Annotated in this window: 11 protein-coding genes and 1 pseudogene; 5 read left to right on the plus strand and 7 right to left on the minus strand. The window is 60.2% G+C overall.

Translation table 11 applies throughout. The features are described from left to right. Positions 1-99: 99 nt before the first annotated feature. The 4 genes and pseudogenes from N018_RS22805 to N018_RS22815 all read left to right on the plus strand — a co-directional run bounded on the left by N018_RS22805 (position 100) and on the right by N018_RS22815 (position 5564). Complete coding sequence (locus N018_RS22805; RefSeq protein WP_025390820.1) at positions 100-1635, plus strand: HDOD domain-containing protein; 1536 nt, start codon at positions 100-102, stop codon at positions 1633-1635. 45 nt (positions 1636-1680) lie between these two features. Continuing rightward, a pseudogene (locus N018_RS28215) lies at positions 1681-2493 on the plus strand (rhodanese-like domain-containing protein); the annotation flags it as partial. A 156-nt stretch (positions 2494-2649) separates the two neighbouring features. Next, positions 2650-3513, plus strand: coding sequence for an archaetidylserine decarboxylase (asd, locus tag N018_RS28220; protein WP_025390821.1), 864 nt, complete (start codon positions 2650-2652; stop codon positions 3511-3513). Between the two features lie 266 nt (positions 3514-3779). Continuing rightward, positions 3780-5564 carry a hypothetical protein gene (locus tag N018_RS22815; RefSeq protein WP_024644776.1) on the plus strand — a complete coding sequence of 595 codons (1785 nt, stop codon included), beginning with the start codon at positions 3780-3782 and terminating at the stop codon, positions 5562-5564. Positions 5565-5618: 54 nt separating this feature from the next. On the opposite strand, the gene serB is transcribed toward N018_RS22815, so the two are convergent. After that, positions 5619-6842 (minus strand): phosphoserine phosphatase SerB, encoded by a 1224-nt coding sequence (serB, locus tag N018_RS22820; protein ID WP_025390822.1) that lies wholly within the window; start codon positions 6840-6842, stop codon positions 5619-5621. Positions 6843-6971: 129 nt separating this feature from the next. Between serB and N018_RS22825 the strand changes: the two genes are divergently transcribed. After that, positions 6972-8519: a HAMP domain-containing protein gene (locus N018_RS22825; protein WP_025390823.1), complete on the plus strand. Its 1548-nt coding sequence runs from the start codon at positions 6972-6974 to the stop codon at positions 8517-8519. A gap of 342 nt (positions 8520-8861) precedes the next feature. Here N018_RS22825 and N018_RS22830 read toward each other — a convergent pair whose 3' ends face one another. From N018_RS22830 to N018_RS22855, 6 genes are all read right to left on the minus strand, one after another. Then, entirely contained in the window at positions 8862-9557 is a 696-nt protein-coding gene (locus N018_RS22830; protein ID WP_024644773.1) for a PqiC family protein, read from the minus strand. Positions 9558-9740: 183 nt separating this feature from the next. Continuing rightward, positions 9741-11996 (minus strand): DNA topoisomerase IV subunit A, encoded by a 2256-nt coding sequence (gene parC, locus N018_RS22835; protein WP_024644772.1) that lies wholly within the window; start codon positions 11994-11996, stop codon positions 9741-9743. 10 nt (positions 11997-12006) lie between these two features. Then, entirely contained in the window at positions 12007-12540 is a 534-nt protein-coding gene (locus N018_RS22840; protein ID WP_024644771.1) for a retropepsin-like aspartic protease family protein, read from the minus strand. Then, the gene (locus N018_RS22845; protein WP_025390824.1) at positions 12537-13526 is read right to left on the minus strand and encodes an esterase-like activity of phytase family protein; all 990 of its coding nucleotides are present in this window, start codon (positions 13524-13526) and stop codon (positions 12537-12539) included. Before N018_RS22845 ends, N018_RS22840 begins: the two co-directional genes overlap by 4 nt. Continuing rightward, a complete protein-coding gene (parE, locus tag N018_RS22850) occupies positions 13526-15430 on the minus strand; it encodes a DNA topoisomerase IV subunit B (RefSeq protein WP_025390825.1) in 1905 nt (634 codons plus the stop codon). The genes N018_RS22845 and parE overlap by 1 nt, the downstream gene beginning before the upstream one ends. 75 nt (positions 15431-15505) lie before the next feature. Further along, positions 15506-16123, minus strand: a complete 618-nt coding sequence (locus N018_RS22855) for a YqiA/YcfP family alpha/beta fold hydrolase (RefSeq protein ID WP_025390826.1) — start codon at positions 16121-16123, stop codon at positions 15506-15508. Between the last annotated feature and the right edge of the window lie 56 nt (positions 16124-16179).

Raw genomic sequence — 16179 nt, forward strand, 5'->3', positions numbered from 1 at the left:
AAAACCGTTTTGCCCTGCCAATCAAAGGGTGAAAATGGCCGGGCCGCCCTGCACACTGGCAGCCCTCCAGCCCAGATAATCAGTCGTACAGGCCACCGAATGCCGACAGCACGCGCACCACATCACCTGGCTCCAAAAACGCTTGATGCCTGGGTCAAACAACTCGACGGTATCGCGTTGCCGGTTCCTGCCGCCAATCATGCGCACGTTCGTTCAGCACTCAACGACAGCCGCCGTTCGCTGCGTGAAATAGCCGAAATGATGCAGGAAAGCCCTGCCTTGGTGCTGAGTGTGATGCGCGAGGCCAATCATCATACCCATGGGATGACCGAGCAGGCTGAAAGCCTGGAGATCGCGATCAACCGCCTGGGTCTGGCGCGCACCGAAACCCTGCTGGGTCGCCTGCCAGCCAAACCGCCCGAAGAAATCCCCACCGCCTATCGCCAGCTGATTCTGGTCAGTCAGCACGCCACGCAACAGGCCAACGGGCTGTTTGCCAGCCGGCTTGCGCGGCTCTGGCAGGACATCCATCTGGGCAGCCTGCTGTTCCTCGCGCCGCTTTGGCCCATGGCACTGGCCTATCCAAAATTGCTGGAAGAGCTGGAAGTACGGGTTATCCACAAGGGACACTCCAGCGACGCGGTGGAAAAAGAGCTGTTCGGCGTCAACCTGCTGGACTTGTGCCTGGCGCTGGCCGAGTTCTGGCGCCTGCCGATCTGGGTCACCCGTGGCTACAAGCTGCTGATCAATGAACGACGCGAGCTGGCCAAGACGCTGCGCATCGCCCGTGAAGACCGCAGCCCGCTGGAACAGCAACAGCTGATGGACGCGGACCCCAACCTGCGCCGCTGGCTGAATCAGCCCGCCAATACCGTGTTGCTGGGCAATGGCCTGGCGCTGGCGGCACAACAGGCCTGGAACAGCCCGCACTGCCTGCGCTGGGAGCGACTGACCAGCCTTTATCTGCAACAACCGCTGAGCGAGGTGCAGCAACAGGCGCACCAGAACGCGGCCAGCAGCGCGCGCATTCATGCGGAAAACGATCTCTGGCACCCGGCAGAATCGCTGATCTGGCCGTGGGATGCGCGTCGCGTCAGGCGCGATAACGAACCCACGCCACCGCCATCGGCCGACGCTCTGCAGTTATGGCGCAAGCAGTGCGCCGAGCTGTTGCAGGAGCCGAGCCCGTTCATCAATGCGATGCACCTGACCACCTCTGCTCGTGATGCGTTCATGGCGTGCGGTATGGAACGGGTCATGCTGCTGATGCTGGACAAGACCTCATCGGTGCTGCGGGTCAATCAGCTTGCCGGTCTGCCTCAGGACGCCGCCACCTTGCAGCTGTTCGTCAAGGAAAGCACCGTGCTGCAACGCCTGCTGACCCAGCCGACCCAGCTGCGTATGACGCCAGCCAACAATGCGCAGTTTTCGGCCTTGCTGCCCGCACCGCTCAAGACACTGTTCAGCGGCCAGCACTGGCTGATTCGCTCGCTGAGCAATAACGGCAAGGTCATGCTGCTGGTCGTCGCTGACCAGGGTGGCGGTGTCCTGTCGGAAATTTCCGTTCAGGCATTCGGAAAAATCGCGCAATGTATTGAGCGGGCACTTGGTATCTTTAGTCATCGCAAAGCGTGAGGCCTGGCGTACAATTCGCCCCTTTCTTTCCTCCGGAGGCTGCAAATGTCCGAATTCACTGGCTTGTCGCTGGTCATAGAACCCAACGATCTGCTTCAGCGCCTTGATGCTCCTGAACTGATCCTGGTGGATCTGACCAGCAGCGCTCGCTACGAAGCCGGGCACATTCGCGGCGCCCGCTTTGTCGATCCGAAACGCACGCAACTGGGCAAACCACCTGCGCCTGGCCTGCTGCCGGAGCACGCCGGTCTTGAGCAATTGTTCGGCGAGCTGGGCCACAACCCCGATGCGGTCTATGTGGTCTACGATGACGAAGGCGGCGGCTGGGCCGGGCGTTTTATCTGGCTGCTGGATGTCATTGGCCACACGCGCTACCACTATCTGGACGGCGGCCTGCTGGCCTGGGAAGCCGAATCGTTGCCACTGAGCACCGAGGTGCCGTCGGTTGCGGGCGGCCCGGTAACGCTGACGCTGCACGACGAACCGACCGCCACCCGTGAATACCTGCAAAGCCGCCTGGGCGCAGCCGATCTGGCTATCTGGGACGCGCGCGGCCCGACCGAGTACTCAGGCGAAAAAGTGGTTGCAGCCAAAGGCGGGCACATCCCTGGTGCCGTCAACTTCGAATGGACCGAGGGCATGGACAAGGCGCGCAACCTGCGCATTCGTCAAGACATGCCACAGATTCTGCGCGACCTGGGCATCACTCCCGACAAGGAAGTGATTACCCATTGCCAGACCCACCACCGTTCGGGTTTTACCTATCTGGTGGCGAAAGCGCTGGGTTATCCAAGGGTCAAGGCATACGCCGGCTCGTGGGGCGAATGGGGCAATCATCCGGAAACCCCGGTGGAAATACCCGCAGTGGTTTCAGCGCCCGTTGAGCCTGTAGAACCCGCCCGGCCAGTCCCGCCAGTCGAAGCGGTCGAACCGGTTCGCGCCCCCGAGCCGGGCCGGAGCTCGCAAACGTCTTCAGGACACTCGTTTTCAGGAACCTCCTCTTCAGGACCCTCAATGAAAGACCGTCTGTTTATTCTCAGTCAGTACCTCTTGCCGCACCACTTGCTGTCACGACTGGCTGGCTGTGTCGCCGAATGCCGCGTGCGCTGGTTCAAGAACGCATTCACCGCCTGGTTCGCCCGCCGCTATCAGGTAGACATGTCGCAGGCGCTGGTCGAAGACATGACCTCCTACGAGCACTTCAACGCCTTTTTCACCCGGGCCCTGAAACCCGACGCACGTCCGCTGGATTCCACGCCACGCGCGATCCTGTCGCCCGCCGACGGTACAATCAGTCAACTGGGCCCGATCGATCATGGCCGGATCTTCCAGGCCAAGGGGCATAGCTTCAGCGTCCTTGAGTTGCTGGGCGGCGATCCGAAGCTTTCTGCGCCTTTCATGGGCGGCGAGTTCGCCACGGTCTACCTGTCGCCGAAGGATTACCACCGCGTGCACATGCCACTGGCCGGTACGCTGCGTGAAATGGTCTACGTGCCGGGTCGCATCTTTTCCGTCAACCAGACCACCGCTGAAAACGTACCGGAGCTGTTCGCCCGTAACGAGCGCGTGGTTTGCCTGTTTGACACCGAACGCGGCCCGATGGCCCTGGTGCTGGTCGGCGCAATGATCGTGGCGTCGGTCGAAACGGTCTGGGCAGGGCTGGTCACGCCGCCCAAGCGTGAACTGAAAACTTTCCGTTACGACGAAGCGGCACGTGCGCCGATCCATCTGGAGAAAGGCGCAGAGATGGGTCGCTTCAAGTTGGGTTCTACCGCCATCGTGCTGTTCGGGCCGAACCAGGTGCAATGGGCCGAACAGTTGAAGGCCGGTTCCAGCGTACAGATGGGCCAGGCATTGGCTGTTCCGAAACAAGGCTGATGACCGATAGCTGTCTGAAGCTGAAAAATACATGGGCACTGCCTGAACGGCAGCGCCCATGCAGCGTCATAATGGAGCAAAGCTGGCATAAAGCCACACTTGCTGCAGGGTTTCACCGATACTGGTAGAGTCGCTCATTCGGTGCTGTAGGATGCTTCGCAAATTTGCGACGTACCCTGGACACATTTGTACTGCACCATAATGTCAGTCACCCACTTATATGCCACCGCCCGTTCCAGTGAGTCTCGTTGGAGTCTGCATTTCACATGAGCAATTTTAGCCTCCCTCTGTTGTTGCGTGCTCCTACGCCAACGCAGTCGAGCCTGACATTCTGTGAAGCCACTCCGCGCGACCTGAAACGCTGGATCTCCAGGCTGCCCAAGGCCAATCTCGGAGAGATGGCGCGCCAGCTGTATCAAGGTCTGACCGAGCTGAACCAGCTCGTTACCCCCAGTGACAACCGTCTGCAACTGCTTGAACTGCTACGCCCCGAGGTGTACTTCGTCTGCAAGCACCTTGAGCGTCACTTTCTCAACCAGGCCATCGTGCTCGACGAGCGGCCGCGCAAGGTTGCCAATCTTTGCCAGACCCTGCAAAACCACCTGGCGACCGGCTACAAACAGATTATTCAGCAGGTCGCAGCGCGTTACAGCAAGGATCAGAGCGGCCTGCTCGGCACCGCGCTGCAACGCGCGCTGCATGGCCTCAACGGACCGCTGATCCGCGCCAATCAGCTCTACTGCCCGGTGCAGGAAGGGCTCTGGCTCGAAATTCACCAGATTTATCAGATCGCCCGTCATTACGGGCTGCATTACGCAATGATCGACGAGCCTCTGGCTCACCACACCAAAGCGCTGAGCGTCGAACAGACCTACGTGATTGCCTTGCTGATGGGCTGCTCTCGCTGCAACCAGATGCGCCAGCTGAATATCGGCAAGCTGGCCGACGCGCTTGAAGCCTGGAGCCCGCTGGTCAAGCTGCAATCCCCTGCTGAAGAAAGCAGCCTGTTTGCACTGGACGCCACGGCTGACAAGCCGCCGCTGTACAGCACGCTGTTCACTGGCGAGCAGATGCCCCGCTTGCTCGGCATCAATACCTCTGCGCTGGCGGAAGCAATCAATCAGTATCTGGCCCTGCCGGATGATCAACGCTCACCCTCCAGACTCTTGATACCGACCGGCATCAATACCGATCTGCTGCAGCATCTGGCAGCGGCCTGGGGCGATGTGGCCGAACGCGTCTTCCAGCGCACCGCCGGGCAAGGCACGCTGAAACTGTGCATCGGCATGAGCGCTTTGCATTATTACGTCGCCGGTCAGAAATCGTTCAGCGAGCTGCTGCAGTTGAGCAGCGCGACCAGCGTGGCGAGCTTTTCGCTCAAGATGGCCAACGACTCCGAGGATGATCCCTGGTCTTCGGCTTTCGACACACAGCGCGGCAACACCTCATCTGTCTTGCTGCCGTATGAAGAGATCGAATACCCGAAGATCGACGGCGACACTGAAGCGCTTTCCAACGGTCAGCACACGTTCCCGACGTTTGACCTGAACATCGTCAATCACAGCCCTGGCGGTTATTGCCTGGCGTGGCAGAAAGATGTGCCACAACAATTGCAGGCGGGCGAACTGGTGGGTATTCAGGACGATGCTGGCCAGGGCTGGAGCGTGGCCATCGTGCGCTGGGTTCGCCAGGTACGCAGCGGCGGCACCCAGATGGGCATCGAATTGATCGCGCCTTTTGCCCAGCCGTGCGGCATGCAGTTGATCCGTGAGCAACAGAACAGCCAGTACCTGCGTACCTTGATGCTGCCGGAAGTGCGCGCCATGGACAAACCGCCGACCGTGCTCGCGCCGCGCCTGCCGTTTCAGGAAGGCAGCAAAGTGATGATCAACGTCAATGGCGAGGAACGACGAGCCTCACTGAACAATCGGCGCATCAGCAGCGCCAGTTACAACCAGTTCGAGTATCAGATGTACGACGCACCGAGGGTTGCGGAAAGCGAGAAGCCGAAGCCTGGGCAGGAATTCGACTCATTGTGGGGCACGCTCTAGCCGTCGCAATCCATCAGCGAATCACGACGACTACGAACGGCACCCGCCTCTTCGTTACCGAGCAGTGCGTTGCGCTTCGCGATCGCGAAAGCCCAGCAAATACAGCACACCGTCCAGCCCCAACGTCGAAATCGCCTGTTTCGCAGATTGCCTGACCAACGGCTTGGCACGGAATGCCACACCCAGCCCTGCAATCGCCAGCATCGGCAGATCATTGGCCCCGTCGCCGACCGCGATGGTTTGCTCAAGGCTCAAGCCTTCCTTGTGCGCCAGTTCGCGCAGCAGGTCGGCTTTACGCTCAGCATTGACGATAGGCTCGACAGCAACGCCGGTGACCTTGCCGTCGACCACTTCCAACTCATTGGCGAATACATAGTCGATGCCCAGTTGCGCTTGCAGCTGTTTGGCAAAGTAGGTGAAGCCACCCGACAGAATCGCGGTCTTGTAGCCCAGTCGCTTGAGTTCGGCGAACAGCGTTTCAGCGCCCTCGGTAAGCCTTAGCGAGGCACCGATTTCATCCAGCACGCTAACGTCCAGCCCCTTGAGCAGCGCCAGACGCTCCTTGAAGCTTGCGCTGAAATCCAGCTCGCCGCGCATCGCCCGCTCGGTGATCTCGGAAACCTGCTCGCCGACGCCTGCGGCCTTGGCCAGTTCGTCGATCACTTCGGCTTCGATAAGGGTCGAATCCATATCGAACACTGCCAGGCGGCGGTTGCGGCGGAACAGTGAATCCTGCTGAAAAGCGATATCGACGTTCAGCTCCTGCGCCACGGCAAGAAACTCGGCCTGCATGGCTTTAGGGTCGGCAGGCTCGCCGCGCACGGTGAACTCGATGCAGCCCTTGCCTTTGTCGGCAGGCGTATCGAGTGGCATGCGCCCGGAGAGGCGATCGATCTGATCGATATTCAGCCCGTATTTCGCGGTAATGGCACTGACGCACTGCAACTGCTCGGCAGTGACCTTGCGGGTCAGCAGCGTCACGATGTGCCGCGCCTTGCCCTGGCCGTCGACCCACAGCTGATAATCCTCTTCGGACACCGCCGTGAAGCGCACCTGCTGATCCAGCTTGTAGGCCGTGAACAGAATGTCCTTGAGCACGGACGAGCCTTCGACGGTGTCCGGAATTTCAACCAGGATGCCGAACGACAGGGTGTCGTGGATCACCGCCTGACCAATATCGAGAATGTTCACGCCACCCTGGGCGAGGACGCCGGTGATGGCTGCGGTGAGACCGGGACGGTCGACACCAGTGATGTTAATCAGGACGATTTCGCGCAAGGCGCACCCCCGCAGTGAAAAAAAACGCATTCTAACCACATTCAGTGACCATCGGGCACAGGCAGCGCTTTGCCGCTACTGGGTCGCTCGTTATACTGCGCGACAACTTCACCGAAAGAGCCGTGCTCTGTGAACCGGCCCACGCCCGTTAAAACCGATAATTTCTTCCTGCTCATCTTTCGTGCCCTGCGTCATCGCCGGATACCGATCGCTTTGCGCATTGCCAGCCATAACGTGATCCTGGTCGCTTTGGCGTTGGTGATCTACGCCGGTGTCATGGGCCTGCAGTTCAAGCAGGCCATGCATGAACAGGCTGATGCGCTGGGGCAGGCCCTGACGACCCAGACCGCCACCTCGGCTACCGAGCTGTTGGTGTCCAACGACATCCTCAGTCTCAATGTGCTGCTGGGCAATCTGGTCAAAAACCCGCTGGTCGCGCACGCCGCTATCTATAGCGTGGACAACCGTATTCTTGCGGAAGCTGGCCAGCGGCCGAAAAACGGGATTCTGGGTGAGGCGCAGGGCCTGTATGAAATCAAGATAACCTTCCAGGACACGATGGCGGGTCACCTGCGCATCAGCCTCGACATGTCGCAGTTCCAGCAGCCGCTGACCATCAGCCTGCAAAGCATGGGCATTCTGGCCGGTATCCTGCTGGCACTCGCGCTTGCCCTGAGCCTGCGCCTGGGGCGGCATATCTCCACGCCGCTGATGCAGATGCGCATCTGGCTGCGCAACATTGACCCATACACCCCGGCCACTGACCGTCAGGATGAAATCGGCGACCTTGCCCGGCAGTTGCGCACCTCGTTTGCGCCGCCTGAGCCAGAGCCCGAGCCCGAGCCCGAGCCTGAAGCAGAGTACGACGAACAGGACGATGATCCGTATCTGGAGCCAGAAGAAAAGCCTGCGCCAACGGTTTCGGTACGCACACCCGCAGCCAGCGAGCCAAAGCCTCGCTTGCCAGCACCGCCCGTGCAGCGTCGCATCGTTGCCGAAGAAGATGAAGAAGACGAGGAAGATCCGTTCGCGGACCTGCGTGACACGTCGAGCAGCACACCGGCCGCCCGCCCTGCTGCCGCTTCTGCTGTTCAGAGCGAGCCCCACGACAGCGCCGTGCTGGCCGTACAGCTTGGCGCACAGGACCAATTGCGGCGCTTGCCGCGCGCCCGTCTGACCGAGCTGCTGCAACGTTATCGCGACTGCCTCGATCAGGCTGCTTCCTTGTACGAAGGTGAGCTGCACACCCTGAATGACGGCAGCACCCTGATGCTGTTCCACAGCCACGAAAGCGGCGAAGACTACCTGACCAATGCGATTTGCTGCGGCGAGCTGCTGCGGGCACTGAGTCATGCCTTGCAGATTGAAGTCGCCGACAGCGGCATCACCTTGCAGCTGCAACTGGGCCTGACGCTGGGTGAAAACCTGAGCGATCTGAGCCAGATCGACCTGCTGCTGACCGAGACTGCGCAGGATGCATTGGCGTTGTCACAGCATAGTCGCAACCTGCTGCTGGTAGAGCGACGCATCAACGATGATCCGCTGATCCGCCAACGCGCCCGCATCCGCCCCATCGCCAGCCCCGAAGGCGCCTGCTGCGTTGAACGCCTGATGGAGCCCTACCCGTCAATGCTCGAACGCCAGCTGTCACGCATGCACGAAACCAACAAGGTCTGATGGATCAGGCCTCTCGTGCCCATGTTCCACGCTCAGCGTTATAAACAAGTCCGCTTTTGATTCTGTGCCCATAGGCCGTAGGAGCGAACTTGTTCGCGAAGGCGGTATTCCCACACACGAAAATGCATTGAATGTACCGCCCTCTTCGCGGACAAGTCCGCTTCTACGCCGTGCGGGCAGAGGCACGTATTCCGGGTTCATCAGAACGTGTCTATAAAGATGAGTGCTCCGCGTCGGCATGCCGTTCTTAACGCTCTTGCTCTACGCGGACCTCTGACGCAGAAAATCAAAAAGCCCGCATCGCTGCGGGCTTTTTGTTGTGGCATGACCTGATGGCCGATCCTAGAAGCGGAACACTTCAAGATCGGTACGTATAGGGGATGCCAACGGCATTCTTGGCTTGTCAGGCTCTTTGGCCTTCGCGACCGGGACTTTCTTTGGCTCATCCAGTGGCTGCCAGGCAATCGGCTTGATTGCCGTGCTGACCTGATCGACCAGGCGCTGCAAAAGCATGCCTTGCGCCTTGACCTGATCGGCCGAGCTACCGGAATGGACCTGTTCAAGGTGCACCAGTCGGCTGTCGCGAACATGGCCCTTGCGGTCCAGAAGGCGCCATTGCGCATCCAGAACGGCAGGCTGTCTGGCGCCGGAGTCCAGTCGGGTAATCGACAATACAACCTGGACATCCGGTGTGAAATTGGCAACTGCAGGCGCCATCACGACGCGCTGACTGTCCAGCTTCCAAGCCAGTTGTCGCAACAGCAACTGGTCAATGTCTGATGACAGATTGCCCGCCCAGCGCCCGTCGGGCGATACGGTCAAGGTGCCATCGGGCTCGCGTTGAAGAAGGGTTTCGCGTTGCAGATAGTCGGCCACCGAAACAGGACCCAGCAATACTGCCAGACCGCTACTCTGTTTCGGCTGACCCGGCTCACCGCTATCAAGCTGATAAAGCGCGGTCGGCGGGTGCGAACTGCAACCAGCCAGACCCAGAACGCCGGTCATCAGCAGGATCAGGGGAAAACGTAAAAAGTTCATCATCCCATCCAAGTGGCCGCCCAGAGACTGGCCACGGTATAAGTGCTTTCAAGACCCATGCAGGCACAGAGCCACGCATGCACCCCAAGACCTCATATCATCCGTGAATATGCATCGTGACTCCAGCGATTATGCATCGTACTTCATGGCAAAACGAAGAACACTGTTGCCAGATCAACGTTTTCAGCTATTTTCCACCAATAACGCGTCGACGCGCTGGAAGCCCCTTGGCAGTTTATTGCCCCGTCGGCCACGCTCGCCCTTGTAATGTTCGAGATCTTCAGGCTTGAGCGAAAGGGTTCGTTTGCCAGCCTGCAGGACCAGCGTAGCGCCTTGCGCGATGACGGCAAGGTCGGTCACATATTCCTCGCGACTGGCGACCCGCTCGCCGGGAATGCCAATGATCTTGTTGCCCTTGCCTTTGCCCAACTGCGGCAGATCGCTGATTTTAAAGACCAACAGGCGACCTTCAGTGGTCACCGCTGCCAACCAGTTCTGCTCACGGTCAGGTACGGGGCGCGGCAGAATGACCCTGGCCCCCGCTGGCAAGCTCAACAACGCTTTACCCGCCTTGTTCTTGGCCTGTAAATCTTCGCCTTTGACCACGAAACCGTAACCGGCATCGGACGCAATCACGTACAGCGCGTCATCTTCCGGCATCAATACGCACTCGAACGTCGCACCCGGTGGCGGTTGCAGCTTGCCGGTCAACGGTTCGCCCTGACCGCGTGCCGACGGCAAGGTGTGTGCAGGCACCGAGTAACTGCGCCCGGTCGAGTCGATAAACACCGCAAACTGGTTGGAACGGCCGATGGAAGAGGTTTTGAAACCATCCCCCGCCTTGTAGGAAAGCCCCGTAGCGTCTATGTCATGGCCTTTGGCGCAACGCACCCAGCCTTTTTCCGAGAGCACCACAGTGACCGGCTCGGTCGGCATCAGCTCGTTTTCAGACAGCGCCTTGGCTTCGGCGCGGGCGACGATGGGCGAACGGCGGTCGTCGCCGTAGGTTTCAGCGTCGGCGATCAGCTCGGTGCGAACCAGCTTGCGCAGCTTGGCTTCACTGCCCAGCAAGGCCAGCAGCCTGGCTTGTTCCTTGCGCAACGCGTCCTGCTCGCTGCGCAGTTTCATCTCTTCCAGACGCGCCAACTGACGCAGACGGGTATCGAGGATGTAATCGGCCTGAATTTCAGTCAGGCCAAAGCGTGCGATCAGCTCTGCCTTGGGATGCTCGGCGGTGCGGATGATGTGAATCACTTCATCCAGGTTCAGGTACGCCGTGAGCAAACCGTCCAACAGATGCAGGCGATGCTCGACCTTGTCCAGACGAAATTGCAGACGACGACGCACCGTACCGATACGGAAGGTCAGCCATTCGCTGAGCAGCGTCTTGAGGTTCTTGAGTTGCGGCTTGCCGTCCAGACCGATGATGTTGATGTTCACCCGGTAGCTGGATTCCAGCTCGGTGGTGGCGAACAGATGCTGCATCAGTTCGTCCAGCTCAACCCGGTTGGAGCGCGGGATGATGACAATACGGCAAGGGTTTTCGTGGTCCGATTCGTCACGCAGGTCGGCAACCATCGGCAGTTTTTTGGCCTGCATCTGCGCGGCGATCTGCTCCAGCACCTTGGCACCGGACACCTGATGCGGCAACGACGTGACGATAATGTCACCGTCCTCGATACGGTAGACAGCCCGCATACGCACCGAACCACGACCCGTCTCGTAGATTTTCAGCAGGTCGGCGCGCGGGGTGATGATTTCCGCTTCGGTCGGATAATCCGGGCCGAGAATGTGCTCGCACAGCTCGGGGATCGTCGCCTTCGGGTCGTCCAGCAAACGCACGCAAGCGCTGGCGACTTCGCGCAGGTTGTGCGGTGGAACGTCAGTGGCCATGCCGACGGCAATGCCGGTGGTGCCATTGAGCAGAATGTTCGGCAACCGCGCAGGCAACACCGCCGGTTCGTCGAGCGTGCCGTCAAAGTTCGGCACCCAGTCCGCAGTGCCCTGGCCCAATTCGCTGAGCAGCACTTCGGAATAGCGCGACAGACGCGCCTCGGTGTAACGCATGGCGGCGAAGGATTTGGGATCATCCGGCGCACCCCAGTTACCCTGCCCGTCCACCAGCGTGTAGCGATAGCTGAACGGCTGGGCCATCAGCACCATGGCTTCATAGCAGGCCGAGTCGCCGTGCGGGTGAAACTTGCCAAGTACGTCGCCGACGGTACGCGCCGACTTCTTGTGCTTGGCATCAGCGCCCAGGCCCAGCTCGCTCATCGCGTAGATGATGCGTCGCTGAACAGGCTTCAGGCCGTCGCCGATGTGCGGCAAGGCACGGTCCATGATCACGTACATGGAATAGTTGAGGTAGGCCTGTTCGGTGAAGTCCGCCAGTGATCGGCGTTCTACGCCATCCAGGCTGAGGTCAAGGGAGTCGCTCATGCGGGCCTCATTATTTCGTTGACTGGCGCAGCAGCAAGTTGCCGCCGCGCTGTGTGAATTCGAGTTGTTTCATTGCGCTCATGCCGAGCAACACCTGTTCGCCTTCCAGGCCAGGCGCTACCAGCGCACGCACGTTGTTCAAAACAATATCGCCCAGCTGCAGGCGGTCCAGCGTGGTACGAAAGCCCTGGCTGTTGCCATTGGCGGTGCTGACCGTGACCGGCAGGCCGCGCTTCAGGCCAAGGCTATCAGCCATCTCACCGGGGATGGCGACGTCGGTCGCCCCGGTGTCGATCATGAATTCTACCGTCCGGCCATTGATCTGACCGGTACTGACAAAGTGCCCCTGACGATTGCCTGCCAGTTGCACTTCTATATAGCCGTCACCGTGTTGCGAGGTGACCACTGCATTAGGGTTCTGCTGCTTGTCTTCCCAACTGCCGAAAAAGCGCGTCGCCAGAAACAGACCGGCCGCCCAGGCCACGAGCATCAACACCTTGCCAGCGCGCCTGCCGGGCTGCGGCTGATTCGCTGACGAGCTCACTGACCCTCACTCCAGCCCGCTTTCGGCGCAGCAAAACGCCAGACAATCGGACGCTTTTCGCCGTCGGCGCGGAGACCGAAGTTATTGTCTATGCCGACCCAGGCACCGCTCTCGTCCACCACCAGCGCTTCCGTCAGGCCATAAGGTTGATCGTAACGGCGCGAAGGGACCATTGCCTCCCTGGCGAACGACCAGCAACGCTCAACCTGCCCGGTCTGCAGGTCTCGCCGACAGATGCGGTACACCGCACGCTCCAGCGTGAACAGCTTGCCGTTGTACAACGATAGATCAGAAAAATCCGTGGACACTTTTTTGCCACCCTGCTCTGGCGGCAACGTGTCGAGACCGGATTCGGACAGCAACACACAGCTTTGCCCACAGGTCCATCGATCCTGGTCGAGCCTGACCACCAGCAAGCCGCGTTTCTCACGCTCGGCAGCCAGCCAGATGCGGTCACCTGCAGCATTCACGGCGATGCCTTCGAAAATCGCGTTGAAGTGTTGCAACATACCTTGCGCACGCGCCTGCTCGATCAGTTCTTTCGGCAGCGGCAACCACGAAGGCGTGCCACTGACCGGAACCTTGAGGACCGTGCCATAGGCTTCGCTGATCAGGTAGCGATTACCGGCAGCGTCACAACTGACACCTTCGAAATCCAGGTTGCCGCCGCGCACCACCGCTGAAAGACCCGCCATCGAGCGCAGCTTCAGCGGCAGATAGCTCTGCGGTGCCGGAGCCTCGATAGCGTGTGGCTCGGCCTTCCAGGTGTTTTCCGAGACATCAAGACTGTAAAGCAGGTTGTCGTCGCGGTCGGAAACCGTCCACAGCCGGCCATTGCACATGGCCAGTCCGGACAGATTGCCACCGACCATGCCATCCACCGGATGCTCGGATTGCAGCTTCAAGCCCTCGATCGGCGCGGCGAGAACCGGCATGCCTGCAGACGCCAGAACAGCAAGGACCAGCGTGGCGAGCCAGGCTCGCATCAAGTCAGAACCTCGGCGAGGTTGCCCTTCGACTCAAGCCAGGACTTGCGATCACCGGCGCGCTTCTTGGCGAGCAGCATGTCCATCATTTCCGCAGTGGCTGCGTAATCATCCAGAGTGAGCTGCACCAGACGCCGCGTGTTCGGGTCCATGGTGGTCTCGCGCAGTTGTGGCGGGTTCATTTCACCCAGGCCCTTGAATCGGGTGACCTGCGGCTTGCCACGTTTCTTTTCTGCCACCAGACGGTCAAGGATCCCGTCGCGCTCGCTTTCGTCCAGCGCGTAGTAGATTTCCTTGCCCAGGTCGATGCGGTACAGCGGAGGCATGGCGACATACACATGCCCGGCGTCGACCAGCGGACGGAAGTGCTGGACGAACAGCGCGCACAGCAATGTGGCGATGTGCAGACCGTCCGAGTCGGCGTCGGCGAGGATGCAGATTTTACCGTAGCGCAACTGGCTGATATCGGCCGCGCCCGGATCGACGCCAATGGCAACGGCGATGTTATGCACTTCCTGACTGGCAAGCACTTCGCCGCCGTCCACTTCCCAGGTGTTCAGAATCTTGCCGCGCAGCGGCAGGATGGCCTGGAATTCCTTGTCACGCGCCTGCTTGGCCGAACCACCGGCAGAATCACCTTCGACCAGAAACAGCTCGGAACGCGCGGGGTCCTGACCGGCGCAATCAGCCAGCTTGCCTGGCAACGCCGGCCCTTGGGTGATGCGTTTGCGTTCGACCTTCTTGCTGGCCTTCAGGCGACGACCGGCGTTGTTGATCGCCAGATCGGCCAGTTGCAGGCCCAGTTCGGAGTGGGTGTTGAGCCACAGACTGAACGCGTCCTTGACCACCCCCGAGACAAACGCCGCCGCTTCACGGGACGACAGACGTTCTTTGGTCTGCCCGGAGAACTGCGGTTCCTGCATTTTCATCGACAACACAAAGGCGATGCGTTCCCAGACGTCTTCCGGCGCGAGTTTCACGCCACGCGGCAACAGATTGCGGAACTCGCAGAACTCGCGCATCGCATCCAGCAGGCCTTGGCGCAAGCCATTGACGTGAGTGCCGCCCTGCGCAGTCGGGATCAGGTTGACGTAGCTTTCCTGCACACTGTCGCCACCTTCGGGCAACCAGAGCAGCGCCCAGTCCACCGCTTCTTTGTTACCGGCAAAACTGCCGCAGAACGGCTCGTCGGGCAGGCGCAGAAAGTCGGTCACCGAATCCTGTAGATAAGAGCGCAGGCCGTCTTCGTAATGCCACTCGACTTTCTCGCCCGAGGCTTTGTCTTCAAAGCTGACCAGCAGGCCGGGGCACAGCACAGCCTTGGCCTTGAGCACGTGCTTGAGACGGCTGACCGAGAACTTGGGGGTATCGAAATACTTCGGATCGGGGGCGAAATAGACGCTGGTGCCCGTGTTGCGCTTGCCGACGGTGCCAATGACGGCCAGCTCAGTGGCCTTGTAACCATCGGCGAAGGTCATCTCGTATTCGTTGCCGTCACGCTTGACCCGCACCCGGACCTGGGTGGACAGCGCGTTGACCACGGAAATGCCCACGCCGTGCAGGCCGCCGGAGAACTGGTAGTTCTTGTTGGAAAACTTGCCGCCCGCGTGCAGCTTGGTGAGGATCAGCTCGACACCGGACACACCCTCTTCGGGGTGAATGTCCACCGGCATGCCACGACCGTCGTCGGAGACTTCCAGAGAGTTGTCGGCGTGCAGGATGACCTGAACCGAGCGCGCATGACCGGCCAGGGCTTCGTCGACGCTGTTGTCGATGACTTCCTGCGCCAGGTGATTGGGCCGCGAGGTATCGGTGTACATGCCCGGACGTTTGCGAACCGGATCGAGGCCCGAGAGGACTTCGATGGCGTCTGCGTTATAAGAGCTAGCGCTGGGAGTGGCCATGGGTTCTCGTTATCAATCTTTCATGGAATTTCGGGATTCAATGTTCTTGCATTCATGTGACCGGGCATCAGTCACCTACAGCGCCGACAGGTCGATCTTTTGCAGCAGTTCCGGTGCAAACCCGGCAAAACCCAACACCGCAGGCAAGCGCTCGGCAAAGCCCTGAAAGCTATGGTCGCCGCCCGCCTGAATGCGCAAGGCACAGGCCCGGTAAAACGTCTCGGCGCGCCGGTAATCGAGCGTTTCGTCACCGGTCTGCAACCACACCTGAAACTGCTGCGGGTCTTGCGGAGCGGGAACTTCCAGCTCGGCCAGCGCCTGAATGTGATCTTCGGTCAGCTGCCATTGCTCGCCTGTGTACAGATTCTGCTGCATGCCCAGAAACCCGTCGAACAGCTGGTGCGGATTGACCGCCGGGTTGATCAGCACGGCCTTGAGACCGTGGCGCTGCGCCAAATGAGTCGCATAGTAGCCGCCGAGGGAGCTGCCGACCAGTAATGGGCGCCCCAGTTCGACAATGGCGGACTCAAGCTGAAGCATGGCCTGACGCGGATGGTGATGCAGCTCAGGAACCTGTAGCCGGTCGGCCAGCCCCAAGGAGGTCATCAGCGCGATCAGTTGACGGGCCTTTACTGACTGGGCCGAACTGTTCAGGCCATGGATATACAGCAATGCAGGTGTGTCGCTGATCACGCTGTCGCTCCCGAATGCAGTGCAAAGCCGTGCAGTTTACAGGGACTCAGGCTACA

This window comes from Pseudomonas syringae CC1557 (assembly GCF_000452705.1).
GTDB classification, from domain to species: domain Bacteria; phylum Pseudomonadota; class Gammaproteobacteria; order Pseudomonadales; family Pseudomonadaceae; genus Aquipseudomonas; species Aquipseudomonas syringae_F.

Excerpts from the sequence above, each read along its gene's own strand:
- N018_RS22805 (WP_025390820.1), top strand. The coding sequence starts at position 100 with ATGCCGACAGCACGCGCACCACATCACCTGGCTCCAAAAACGCTTGAT.
- asd (WP_025390821.1), top strand. The coding sequence starts at position 2,650 with ATGAAAGACCGTCTGTTTATTCTCAGTCAGTACCTCTTGCCGCACCAC.
- N018_RS22815 (WP_024644776.1), top strand. The coding sequence starts at position 3,780 with ATGAGCAATTTTAGCCTCCCTCTGTTGTTGCGTGCTCCTACGCCAACG.
- N018_RS22830 (WP_024644773.1), bottom strand. The coding sequence starts at position 9,557 with ATGAACTTTTTACGTTTTCCCCTGATCCTGCTGATGACCGGCGTTCTG.
- parC (WP_024644772.1), bottom strand. The coding sequence starts at position 11,996 with ATGAGCGACTCCCTTGACCTCAGCCTGGATGGCGTAGAACGCCGATCA.
- N018_RS22845 (WP_025390824.1), bottom strand. The coding sequence starts at position 13,526 with ATGCGAGCCTGGCTCGCCACGCTGGTCCTTGCTGTTCTGGCGTCTGCA.
- parE (WP_025390825.1), bottom strand. The coding sequence starts at position 15,430 with ATGGCCACTCCCAGCGCTAGCTCTTATAACGCAGACGCCATCGAAGTC.